Origin of the sequence: Syntrophomonas wolfei subsp. wolfei str. Goettingen G311, assembly GCF_000014725.1 — a bacterium.
GTDB lineage: Bacteria > Bacillota > Syntrophomonadia > Syntrophomonadales > Syntrophomonadaceae > Syntrophomonas > Syntrophomonas wolfei.
Genome location: NC_008346.1, coordinates 189,540 through 202,888, shown reverse-complemented (window position 1 = coordinate 202,888; position 13,349 = coordinate 189,540). Strand labels below are relative to the sequence as shown.

The 13,349-nt window shown below is 45.5% G+C and carries 6 protein-coding genes; 2 read left to right on the top strand and 4 right to left on the bottom strand.

Annotation, left to right across the window (positions count from 1 at the left end):
- The first annotated feature begins 139 nt into the window (after nt 1-139).
- Together SWOL_RS13390 and SWOL_RS13385 are read left to right on the top strand one after the other, a co-directional pair.
- The gene (locus SWOL_RS13390; protein ID WP_011639631.1) at nt 140-2,029 is read left to right on the top strand and encodes a cadherin-like beta sandwich domain-containing protein; all 1,890 of its coding nucleotides are present in this window, start codon (nt 140-142) and stop codon (nt 2,027-2,029) included.
- A gap of 246 nt (nt 2,030-2,275) precedes the next feature.
- A complete protein-coding gene (locus tag SWOL_RS13385; RefSeq protein ID WP_049750073.1) occupies nt 2,276-3,961 on the top strand; it encodes a S41 family peptidase in 1,686 nt (561 codons plus the stop codon).
- Nucleotides 3,962-4,542: 581 nt separating this feature from the next.
- Here the strand turns inward: SWOL_RS13385 and ltrA are convergent.
- The 4 genes from ltrA to SWOL_RS00875 all read right to left on the bottom strand — a co-directional run bounded on the left by ltrA (nt 4,543) and on the right by SWOL_RS00875 (nt 13,255).
- Complete coding sequence (gene ltrA / locus SWOL_RS00890; protein WP_011639611.1) at nt 4,543-5,874, bottom strand: group II intron reverse transcriptase/maturase; 1,332 nt, start codon at nt 5,872-5,874, stop codon at nt 4,543-4,545.
- 474 nt (nt 5,875-6,348) lie between these two features.
- The gene (locus tag SWOL_RS00885) at nt 6,349-8,895 is read right to left on the bottom strand and encodes an outer membrane protein assembly factor BamB family protein (protein ID WP_011639628.1); all 2,547 of its coding nucleotides are present in this window, start codon (nt 8,893-8,895) and stop codon (nt 6,349-6,351) included.
- 234 nt (nt 8,896-9,129) lie between these two features.
- Nucleotides 9,130-9,993 carry a transposase gene (locus SWOL_RS00880; RefSeq protein ID WP_011639627.1) on the bottom strand — a complete coding sequence of 288 codons (864 nt, stop codon included), beginning with the start codon at nt 9,991-9,993 and terminating at the stop codon, nt 9,130-9,132.
- A 91-nt stretch (nt 9,994-10,084) separates the two neighbouring features.
- Nucleotides 10,085-13,255 (bottom strand): Ig-like domain-containing domain, encoded by a 3,171-nt coding sequence (locus SWOL_RS00875; protein ID WP_011639626.1) that lies wholly within the window; start codon nt 13,253-13,255, stop codon nt 10,085-10,087.
- Between the last annotated feature and the right edge of the window lie 94 nt (nt 13,256-13,349).

The following is a 13,349-nucleotide window of genomic DNA, read 5'->3' as shown; positions in this document are numbered from 1 at the left end:
TTTTCCAACAATACCAACCCGAAAAAAAATCGATAGAAAAGATGATGACCCGTCTCGGGGAAGGTTTTTTCCTATTAACGGCGAATTGATAATCTGAGTTTATTTAGCCAATTTAATGAAAAGTGAGGGGTATTACATAATGACAAAATCATACCTGCGAGCCGGGATAATAATAAGTTTGCTAACCTTGTTCTTATTGGGAAACCTGCTGCCGGCTCAGGCTGAAAGCAGCGGGCCGGTGGCGCAAAGTTGGGTCTGGGTTAACCCTATGAATGTGGGGGAGAGCATTGAACACCCGACCATGGTTCGTACACTTGCTGCCACCAGTAGTTCCACTGCCAGCAATCTCCAGGAACTCAAAACTCTTTTACGAAGCGGTTTAGAAAATCGGCAGACCTCCATCAATATCCTGTATACAGGTAACAATTCCGATTTAAATAAAGGTTTAGATACGGGTGCAGCCGGGCTGACCGAGATTTATGAGTCGCTGCTGGGCGAGGATGATTATTTAAATTTCAACATCAAATCTACCAAATACGGCTACAATGGATATGAAGGCCAGGTAAATGTCTACTTTACCATGGTCTATCAGACTACCCTGGAGCAGGAGAACTATGTCAACGAGCAAGTAGCAGCGATTCTATCCACTATAATTATACCCGGTATGAACGAACACCAAAAAGAAAAAGCCATCCATGATTATATCGTTAAGAATGTGGCATATGATGAAAGCTATAGTCCCTCTTCCCATTCCGCTTATGCGGCGCTTTATAACAAAAAAGCAGTCTGCCAGGGTTATGCTCTGCTGGCCTACAAAATGCTAAGCGAGGCCGGGGTATCTGCTCGCTGTGTCGTTGGGACAGGCCACGATGAAAGCCACCTCTGGAATCTGGTATGCCTTGATGGCAACTGGTACCACCTGGACTGTACCTGGGATGATCCTATCCCGGATACGCCTGGTAAGATAAGATACAACTACTATAATCTCAGCGACCAGGAGATGGCAGTTGATCATATCTGGACTGCCGGTGACTATCCTGCCTGTAGCAGCTCATATTACCATGAATTGAATAATAAGTTGGGAAGCGATACTAACAACCAGGCCCTATGGCAATCATTACTGATCGAAACTGAACTCTATCTCTTATCACCGGAAAAAACGGCTGAAAATGCTGCTGCGCTGGAGGAGAAGATACATAATAGTCTGCTGCTTTATGAACCCGCTTTGAAACTGCGTTTTCACAGTGCCGGTGCCGACCCGGGCAGTTTACTCAATTCTCTCTTAGAATCTGCCCTTACAGGTACTGACTGTTCAGGCTACAGTTGTCAATACTCAAACTATAACCGGGACGGGCAAACCGGCTATTATCTCCTGGAATTTACCTTTACCTATCATAACAATACCGGAAATGCCAATTTAAACAGTCTTACCCTGAGCAACGGTACCCTGAGTCCGGCTTTTGACCCGGGAATTACCAGCTACACTGTAAATGTGGATAATACTGTTAGCAGCATAAGCATTACCCCAACAGCAGCCGCTGCCCAGGCTGCCATAAAGGTTAACGGAAGCCCGGTCAGCAGTGGAAGCCTCTCACAAGCTATCGCTCTAAATCCGGGTAATAACACCATCGCTATTCTGATTACCGCCCAAAATGCTGCTACCAGAACCTACACCATCACCATAAACCGGGCTTTGCCCTTGCCCTCAGTAGTATGGACATCCTGGAAAGAAGAAAAAACCATAAGCCAGAACCACCCTTACTGGACTATCACCTTCTCCCAGGATGTGGACGATAGTACCGTAAACAGCCAGAACTTTTTTGTTGGCACCAACCCCGAGGGGACAACCCCTTTACCCGGGGTACCCGTTCCCCAGTTGGTTACAGCCAAACAGATCAGGCTCTCCCCTCCGTCAGGATCAGAACACTGGAGTCCGGGTACTTACTACCTGTTCATCAGACCTGATGTTAAGTCAACCAGCAACAAAACCCTGGGACAGGGTATACGCATGAAGTTTACCGTCCAATAAGTTGCCCGGCGCCTTTAAAGCATCGGAAGAAACTGCGGAGCAATTCAACACACCGCTGCAACGAGGTGGGGTATTAGAACCCGCCACCTGTTTTGTTAATAGGAAGCTGACCGCTTAGCGGGGGATATATTTCACCTCGTTATTATAGTAGGACAAATAACTTAACAACTTAAGTGCCTGGCACCACAGAAAGGAGTAATCGATATCAAAAGAATCGTTAAGTTACTTTCAGTATCAATGATTCTAATGTTAAGTCTACTGCTGATGGTCGGGCCGTTAGGGGCGGCCAACCCTGAGGACGGCTTCAAACCTGCTGCCATTATTGAGCTGCAATCACACCGTCTGGCTGCTTATAGCAGTGACAGTACCCCGGAGGAACAAGTACGCTACTGGCTGCAGCATGCTTACATGGACCCGGTGCCGGAAAGGGTTCTTTACGCAGGCAGTATTGATGAGATGATACGCTCGTTAAATGACCCTTACACCTCCTTTATGACCCCGGAGGAATACGACTCCTTCGTATCTCCCGGGGTGATCGGTATAGGTATATACATAGAAAGCGTTCCGCAGGGGATACTGGTTAAATCCTTGATTCCCGGTTCGCCCGCCGAAGAAGGCGGCTTGCAATCCGGCGACATTATAATCCGGGTAAAAGAACATCAAGAGGAAAACTGGATCTCGCTGGCCGGCCTTTCGACTGACCAGGGGGGCAGTCTCATCCGTGGCCCTGCCGGCAGCCAGGTGGATTTAACGATTATTCGCGGGGAGCAGCTGCTGCAGTTTACCTTTACTAGAAAAAAGGTAGAAATTCCTCCGGTGGTTACCTCACTGCCCGATCCGGCTACAGCCTGTATTGACCTTAATACCTTCTTAAATAGTGAAAACCAGCCCTCCACTGCCAGCCTGTTCGCTGAAGCCCTGCAAGACATGGAGTCTCAGGGGGCTCAAGGCTATATTCTGGATTTACGCGACAATGGCGGCGGTTATGTGTACAACGCTCTGGATATATCAGGTTTTTTCATAGGAGATAAACCGGCCATGCAGGTCAGACCTCTGGTAACCTCTGACACCGCTTTAAAGCATGAGCTTTTAATTACAAAACCAGTAGTTGTCCTCATCAATCAGAATACGGCCAGCGCATCAGAAATCCTGTCCGGTGCTCTCAAAGATTACAATTGCGCCCTGTTCCTGGGCCAAACCACTTATGGCAAGGGATGCATGCAGAGTGCCTATCCAATATTTAACCAGGGAAAGCTGTACGGCTACCTGAAAATGACCACCGCCCGTTATTTTACCCCACTGGGCTATGTTGTTGACCAGACCGGAATAAACCCGGATATTACTATAAATCAATCCGATCCTCTGCTGGCAGCCCGCCTCCTGTTATCAGCAACAGTCCCAAGCAGTAGCGGTAGTAATTCTAGCATGGTAAAACTAATCAACGGAAATCAGGAATATAGAATAGATATTAACCGGGCGCAACAGCAAGAATACTGGCCAGTTTACAACGAAATAATCGACCATGCCGGTTCAACACGACTTATGCTTCCTGACTCCAGCGCTTGGACCCAGGCCAGCCCCGAACAGTTACAGGCCAAATGGCCCCTGTATTATCCAGGATATCATCCGTTTCCAACCGTCAATAAGCATCCCGGTGAATCCATCACCATATCTTTTTCCCACGATGTTGACCCCGCATCCATATACAATCAGGCCATTGAACTGCGGGAAAAAGAGAGCGGCAAAAGCATAGACCTGAATTTCCAGCTAAAAAATGAAAAAGAGCTGCAGCTTACTCCCCAAAAGCCGCTGCAGCCCGACCAGGAATACTGGCTGATAGTCCATCCGGGAGCTAACGGAGTCCGCTCCCATGACCAGCAAATTCCCCTATCAACCGGATATATAACTATAATTATGGTGCCAGGCACTTAAGTTGTTAAGTTATTGTTCTGGATGGTTGAAAGCAAACAGGGGGGCGTTCTTTTCGTTTGGTTGCACCAAACGAAAAGAACGCCCCCCTGTTTGCCCCTACGTGCCTAGCACCTTTTCTACCTTGGAATCCAATTTATAATTTAATAAATGGCTAGGCAACATGAGATAATTTAATATGCTGGCCTATTTCTCGCATCGTATATCCTTGACCTATTCAGCATTGCTAACCTGCTCTATTAATAATTACGCTCATCCGGTCGCCCAAAAATAAGCTCCCGATTATTGCCCCTTTGCACTACATGATACATAGCCCCCAGATACTCCACCCGCAACCTGCGTCCCATGAAAAATTCACCTCCAATTACAATTGTAACCAGAGGTGATTTCTATCGCAACAATAACTTAACAACTTAAGGTCGAGTAAACATATGCCTTTCAGCTTTAGGAGACGCTTTGTGTTAATCTGTTGCTCTCCGTTTCCTCTGAGAGTGTCACAATATTTGCTCCATGGCTGATTGGCATTATGCTCCTCACAGAACCGTGCTTGCGCAATTAACGCACACGGCTCCTCACAATGTCATTCACTTTAGATAACTCAGCAGCTCGGGCCTTACGTCATATATATCTACATAAATTCTTCCCTTTGGTAACGGGTGTTTATTAAGAAAGCGTACATATTTATCCCAGTTCATGCTTTTGCGCTGGCTACGGCGGTTGAACCATTTGAATAACATTCTTCGTACTTTGTCACAAAAGTTTCTTAATGCCGTGGAGTTATCTGTTATTCCGTAATATCTGTAGTATCCCTGCAGTTTAATTTGTAACATCTCTATTACATAATCCGTGGGTGAAATTAGGTGCTTCCTAAGCCATGTTTTGCATTTAAGCAGACTGCTTCGATATTTCTTTTGGCTTGTTTTCCGTTTTACCCGAAACCAGCCTTTCTTGCTTTTACTGCAGTAGTGAGTAAACCCCAGGAAATCAAATGTATCTGGTTTCTTCCTTCCTTGCTTTTTACTCTCTTTATCTGCAAAGCGCCCAAAAGCTATAATACGGGTTTTCTCCTCTGCTACTTCCAGATTGAACTTGTTCAGTCTTTCCCGCAGGTTCGCATAGAACCATTCCGCATCGCTTTTGTTCTGAAAACAGCACACAAAATCATCGGCATATCTTACCAAGTATGCTTCACCTTGACACCTTTTCTTTACTACCTTTTCAAACCATAGATCCAGCACATAATGTAAATATATATTCGCAAGTATTGGTGATACTATACCACCCTGTGGTGTTCCTTTAGGTGTGTCGTACACGATTCCTGCTTCCATTACCCCTGCTTTAAGAAACCTTTTAATCAGGCGCAGTAAATTAGGGTCAGCTATGCGCAATTCTAAGAATTTCATCATCCATTCATGATCGACGTGATCGAAGAAGCCGCGGATGTCTGCATCGACTATATAGTTTACTTTCTTTCTCTCAATGATGTGATTTAGTACCTTTAATGCATCGTGACAGCCTCTGCCAGGTCTGAATCCAAAGGAACAGTCCAGAAAATCTTGCTCATAGATTGTATTGAGTATCCTTGCAAGTCCTTTCTGCACTAGTTTATCCTCATAACTAGGTATTCCCAGGGGCCGCCTTTTGTTGCTGCCTTCTTTAGGGATATATACCCTTCGCACTGGCTGGGGTTTATACGCCTGCCGCTTCATTCTTCCGATCAGGTCTGCTATGTTGGCTTCAAGATTTTCCTCGTACGCTTGTTTTGTCACCTGATCTACTCCACTTGCCTTTGATCCACTGATCTCTAGATGACACTCTTTCAGTGTTTCATGATTGATATGATGTATCAAGGCTGTGAATCGTTCTTTCGGGTTCTGTCTAGCTATCTCTGCTATCCTTACAAGTCCTGTTTCCATTTAACTTTGTCTCCACCTCCGGTGTGGTAAATGTGTCCCCTGTAAGGGCTCCATTGTGTCATTGCCTTCCCTCCTCCGGCATTACCCGTTATCATCAGTATTACGCAATGATCCGACTTCCTATTTCCCATTTGACTCCCTCGCTTATTATCACTTGTCGGTCATACTCCTCCGTGGCTGGAGAAGAGAAAATAGGATCTCCCGAGTTACTACATCATAACGATGTCAAACGTGCCGAGGCCTCCGACCCCGGGGAAGTCCTGTCGTCTAGCCTTATCGACTTCCAGGATGTTGCATTCTGCTCAGGCAATAGCATCTGCCTTCCCATGTTCGGTATTTCGGGGCTCAACACCTTCAGCTACTGCTTTCGGCCCGTTTGCTTGTTTGTCTACGCTTAAAGACAGCGGTTACCCTCTGCCCTCCAAGACTAATTACCGGCGGTTGGCTAACCTTACCGGACGGGATTCCCACCCGTTATATGATGCAGCCTAGCTCGGCCGCACTGCCTGGCACCGCCGTAATTTTCATATGTATGTTCTCCTTGAGGTATGCTCTTACTCCTACCGCGGAGCGTACAGATTTGCTGATGTAAAGAATGTAGCTTTCTCCTGAGGTATAGGGGGTTTTGGGTGTTAGCGTAACGGTTTTGTTGTCCGGAATGGATAAACTGGCAGCGAGTTTTATACCGGTTTTATCCAAAATGTATATGTTATTATCGTTTACTGATGACGGATCAACATCTAGACTGAATTTAATGGTCCAGGGTTGATAGCTGGATTTACTACCAGGACCAGTCCATTCCTCCCAGGTTTCTATGAAACTATCCACTATTCTCCCATCAAGTGATTTGATCTGCTCACCCGCAGCCTCACCTCGGGTATATTTGATGGAAACTTTCCTGGCCCCAATAACTTTGTTTTGAAGAACCAGTTTTATCTTAGTCGGAGTGTTGGTGTTTTCTACTGTTGTAACTGGAACTTTGCTACCATCCACTTCTACTGCAAACTGATTATGAGTTCCCGACGGATTAGCCATCACCTGATCAAAAATCAGGCTCAGGTCGCCTTTGGTGGTGATTTCCGCTAACTTTAATTCCGGGGCTTTTACCTCGGGTACGGCAGAATATTTTTGATACTTAAAGGTCATAGAAGTGACATTACCATTCGCATCAGTAGTCAAATCGATATTGGTAATTACAAATTTGTAATAGTTATCACCCACTTTAGCCCAGTAGGCATGGCCGGAAACAGCAGGAATCTCACCTTCATATCCGGAAGCGGGAGGCGTAATTAATTGCTCCAGAGTAGTACTGCCCATGTCAATAAGATTTCCCCTTAACATTACAGCTGCCGGATTACCGACTATTTCCAGATCATCACTGTACTGCTCCGGGTTTCCTTCCCAGAAGCTAAAAGCCTTGCCTTTGGTAAAGTCAAAAGCTGCACCACTGATCCAGTGGTTAGCCAGAACAATGGCGTCAGGATCTACAGGGATATTAATGCTAAAGCTGGCGCTGGTAGTTATGCTGTCGTTCATCCCGATTTTGCTGGCTTTGGCTTTGATGGTCAGGCTATGGCCAACCTGGATAGGCACTGTATAAATAATGGAATTGTCGCTCGGTTCAGTACCATCGGTGGTGTAACGGATGGTAGCCCCGCTGGTAGCTGAGCTGATACTTACCTGCTGGGGCGCAGCGTATGTACCTCCAGCCGGGCTAAAAACTGGAGCTTCAACGCTTTCTACCGGAGGGTTCACCCCGCCGGCCCCATAACAGACAAAATAATTCTTCCCATTGTAACTATCACAGGCGGCAAAGTAAATACTACCACTTTGATTCATAATCATGTTTGACGCCATGTAACGGTAACCATCATTATTCGGAATAATGGACTTTTGCCAGAGCAGCTGCCCGGCTGCATTCAATGCGTAAATATTGGATTGCGCCCCAAAATAAATATTACTGTTGGCATCAACAATGGGGCTGCGATATGGGGTGCCAATATCACTTACTGTCCAATTCTGTTGACCATTAGGTATATTGTAGCAGGATACCTTGCCATCTTTCCATTCCAGCGCAATAGCCTGGTTATTCTGGTTTACAGCCGGTTCACCGCCCAGGCCCGCCCCCTGCTTAAGTTCGGCTGGCGAAAGCATTAGTCCCGTTGCCGGGTTCAGCATGCACAATAGATTGTAATAATGATTGGCAATCAACAGTGACCCATCATGAGCAACAACTGGAGTTTTATCTGTATGCATATGATTATTGGACCAGATTATATTTCCATTGGCCGCATCGATTGCTTTTACCGTCCCCCACTCATTTCCTGCGTAGAGCACGGTCTCATCATTGGAAAGGGTACAGCCATACAAATAACCGCCGCCGATATCAGTATTCCAATACTCTGTTCCATTATTGCCGTTAAACGCATAGATCATGTTAGTTCCAGCGGTAACATAAATAGTATTATTTGTACCAATAACCGGCTCGCCGCTCAGGCTTATATTGTCATAAGTCTTTTCCCAGTTTATATGACCGGAAGCATCAAAAGAATAGATGTAACCCTTCCGGTTATTAGGGTCATAGGAAACCGCAAATATCGCCCCATTGTTTCCTATTGACAATTTAAAAGGCGCCGCGCTCAAAAAAACATCAGTATTAGAGGTCATGGTTAATAAAACCTTGTCAAATTTTAAAGTACCGTTTTTGTCGAAGGCATAAAGGTGCAAATCTGATATGTTTTTAGCAGCAGCATTTTCCTCACCGTAATAATTCCTGGCTGAACTAACATACACGGTACCGTCATCAGCGATTACAGGATTACCCGGTTCACCGGTAATTTCATACTGCCACTTGAGTTCCGGTTCGTTCTGCAAACCGGTAATATTAATATAACTACGGTGTTGCGGTCCATTTAGATACTGGTTCCATTCCTTTGCCATCGTTGGAAAAGCTGCTACTCCAAGGAAAACTAAGACCAGGGTAAGTACACTTGCTGTTTTTGAAATTTTCTTTCCAATCATCCGCATTCTCCCTTGCTTTAATATGCTGTAGTCAAACACCTTGGGATTCCAATACAATTTTCATTTCACCACCTCTTCAGGAAATAAATTCATTGTTCACCTAATATCTTTATACAACACAAGCTCGGTGTTTGTATATATTTTTTTATAATTGGTGCCAGGCACTTAAGTTGTTAAGTTATTGTTAAACAGCTTGCCAAATCTATTTGGCATCACCTGGTACTGCTTTTGCCCCTATTTAGAATCTTGTTTTGAATTAAATAAATGGCTAATGGCAACATGGGATAATTTAATATGCTGGCCTATTTCTCGCATCGTATATCCTTGCCCTATTGCTTCCCCAGTAAAGGCAATTTTATATTTTTGCAATAACCTTTTACGCGAGCCTTGTTTAATTAGTTGAAATTCTTCATTATCAACTCCGGTATTTATAAGGATTTCATCCAGACTGACGCGGCCCGCTTTTTCCTTTCTGGGCTCAGCTAGCTGGGCAAACGAATCGTCCCCTATACAAGGTATGTTCTCCCAGTCTTTTCCGTCGTCATTTTCCATGAAACGCTTATACTCTCTAAGCGCTATCTGTTTCTTATCTGAAAACATTCTTAATATTAAATCACAGTTTACAAAATCGCCTCCTCCTGGTCCGTTTCCTTGCTGTCTATAACAAGCATCACTGCTCCACCGATAATCGCAGAACCTCGATACAATACCAGCCCTAAGCGGATTGCGGTGTATATACCTGACCAGGGACAGCAGGTAATCATCATTTTGCACCAGTATAGCTTTGTATCTCCCTTCAAAAACTACTCCTGTTCTATCCCTTCCGCTATCACAATTAAAAAATCGACTATATCTCGTGTTAACACGGTGCATAACCTTGCTCAAGAACTCCCCGTCGGTTCGCAAGAGCAAGTGATAATGATTGCTCATCACCACATAGGCAAATACGGTCACACCGTCCACCTTAACAGCATTGCCCACCTGCTCTATTAAATAATCACGTTCATCCGGTCGCCCAAAAATAAACTCCCGATTATTGCCCCTTTGCACTACATGATACATAGCCCCCAGATACTCCACCCGCAGCCTGCGTCCCATGAAAAAATCACCTCCAATTACAATTGTAACCAGAGGTGATTTCTAACACAACAATAACTTAACAACTTAAGTGCCTGGCACCCTAAATCAGCTATTTCATCTTAAAGTTCATTTTGTAGCCAGCGTTTAAAGGCTGACCGTCTGCGGACATAATTCCTTGCTCAATGTAAATAGTATAATTGCCTGGCGAGAAAGCTCCTGTCGATGGATAAATTAAGGCCGACACCCCATCATCGCCTGCCTCTATCCTAATTGGAACCATGTTATTTGCTGAATCCATTATCCGAATATTGTTTTGCAAAGTAGCTGCATTTACAGGCTTATTAAAAAGTACCTTGCGCTGGCTAGCATCAGTAAAAGTTTTTTCTATCAACTCGGTATAGGTACCAGGATTCACCACTGCTGAAGAAGTTATGTTCAAGCTAATACTCACTTGACTCGATAGACCAGCAATATTAGTAGCGGTCAGGGTGATCAAATGTTTTCCTTCGCTCAGTAAGTTCGTAAATACCGATGGTCCGCGGCCCAGTTCACCCGCTTGGTCGGAAGTCCAGACAAGTCTATTATCATCATAAATCTGTCCTTCTTGCGGATCATAGGCCGACCCCTGCAGGACTACACCGCCTTCAGCGGTAGAATAACTGGCTTCTGAGACCGGAGCTTCAATAAAAACTTCCGGTGCTTTCAGAGCAACACTGAAGATGCCGCTAACCGCAGCAGTACTGTTAATGCCGTCATGAGCGGTAACCCGGATTTGGGCCTGGTTGCCACCTGGCAGCTGGCTGAAATCCTGCACCCATTGTGTATCCCTTATGTCATATGCGAGCAGTTCCCAGTTGGAACCGTCGGGGCTATATTCAACTTCATAGGATAAATTGTCTTTGTCGTCATCTTCTGCTGTCCAGGTGATGGTACTGGTGCCGGTCAGATTCTGTCCGGCTGCCGGTGCAGTAATGGCCACGGTGGGTTTATTGGCAGTTACCGGTAACTCGGCCAGTAGGGTATTGTCTTGATCAAGCACTACAAACTTATCGGTTCCTGCCGGGAAAGGTACCAGTACCTGGGCAAACGGGGCCCGCTCCAGCTGCCGCGGCGGGTTGGAACGGACGAAAAATGACGGGGTGAAACCATTACTGGCTAATACGGTTCCTTGGGTATCTACTGCCTGGATAGTATAAGTACCGGTCTGATTAACTAGCGGCTGGGTAGTATAATAACTGTGCCAGGGCTGGCTGAGTTCCACTACTCCGCTGCGGCTAACCCATCCAGAAGCTTCGATCACCCGGGTTTCCCCCTCTGTGCTTTGTAATACCCGGATTGAGCTGTCAGAAGCCGCAGTAGTTGGGGCTGCCAGAGCCTTAAACAAATGCTTCCACACGCTCGGTGTAATCCAATTCTTGCTTTGGGAGGCACCGCTGCCCATAAAACAAATAGAGTCTTCTAGTAAGCCACGCCCTCCGGTATCATAAGGATGCAGTTTTTTAGAGATTAAAGCTCCTTCTGCACCAGGAAAAGGCTGAACTTTTGGATCGCTGGCAGTAACTGTTTTATTTGGGTCATGCCAATCCGAACCCTGGTAGCCCAGGGGAGGAGAATTTATACCTAAATTATATGATTCTCCCTGGTATTCATCGCCTACCTTGTAAATGTGGGCTATTTCATGGGCTACAGTCGCCTGCATATCCTGATCGGAATTTACCACTATGTTGGATGGCTCACCATAGGTATAACCCTGCAATATACTGCCATTTGACAGTAAGATACCTTTTTCAATGAATCCAACAATCAGGTCATAAGGACCACCATTTTTTTGCAACTCGTTTAAGGCCTGCCAGAGCTTTAACCGGCCAGCATCAGTAGTAATATCATAACTGGCATCACTAGCATCAAAAAGACTACCCTGCTTATAAGTGATATTATTATAGGCTATGGGATAAACCCGGCGCATAAAGGCACCCCCATTCTTCCACTGACTATCAGCTGTTTCGATGGTACCCGCGTAGTTGGCCTTGACCGGCACGGCTAAAACTTTAAGCTTGCGTTGTTCTTGAAAAAGAACATCATCCAAAGTTAGTTCCTCGGATTCGCCTATTGTGGCTACAAATTTATATCTTCCCGCCTTCCAATTACCGCAACTGGAGCGGCTTGAAGGAATAAAAATTAAACTGTTGTTTTCTTTGTCTTTTTTAAATTTGCTCAAAGTAGCTATCTTATTACCTTCGTGGTATATCTCCACCCTGGCATTGGATTGATCTTCGGCTTTGATATCATCCGGCAGGATTACCTGGATAACAGTATCTTTACCCGCCACAAAATCGGTCGCCGGTACATAGTCATTATCGTTGTTATACTCATAACGCCCCAGGACCTGGATTGGTTGTATTGCTTTTGCGCTGGGCTTGCGGTTGATTTCATAAGTTATTTCGATGGAGGACTTACCGTCTTCATCGTAGAAAGTATGCTGAACAGTTCCCTGGCCCCGGTATTTACCGCCGGAATAGGTTAGCTCACCTTTTGCGCAACTACCATCAAGGTTCGTTTCCACCCGGTCATACCAGGCTTGATTAGCCAGACTAGGAGTAATACCCCCAGCATGGTTTCCCAGTTCCCCGGTTTCGGAATGGCTTCCCTCCCAATCGGTCCAATTGCTATGAATAGTACCCGTAGTTTCAAAATATTCATCAGCTGTGTCATAATCAATAAAAAAGAAGGGCTCAAGGCATATCCGGTAACGGATGGGTTCATTATCCGACTCTGGCGGTATAATTTCCAACCATGGGATAGGGTTATCATCGGCCCCTTCATGCTCCTTACCCGGCCAGCGATACTGCCAATTCTCGACCGTTGTGCTTTCGAAATCCTTTTTTTCAGAACCTTTTTCCGTCCAGCGTTGGAGTTCGCTAAGGTACCAGGTAGTGTAAGTTCCGCCCCCCGCACAACTCCTGCTATATTCGTTTTCAGTAATCGGTTGAAAATAAGGGTTGCCACCCCATGATATTCCGGTTCTGCTCAAAACGGTCGTGCCGGCTAAATCAAGCATAAAGGAATCATTAAGATTATAGCGAGCATAAACCTTGCCATTTTCCCTGGCACTCTCGCTCGACCAGGCGTGATCAGCATTGGCCTTAATTCGCCAGGTTATCTCCAACTCTTCCGGTGTTTTGTCATCTGCTGCCCAGGCTGTTTGCGGAAGACAAAGCCCTGAAAACAGCAAAGCCACAGTGAGCATTAGTGCCAAAATAGATTGCAGCCTGTTTTTCATATCCTTTCCCCTTTCCCTCGTGCCTACAGTTAAAATGAGAAATAATGATTAACCACAAGAAGTACAATTCGACATTTTTTTTATAATAGCATGT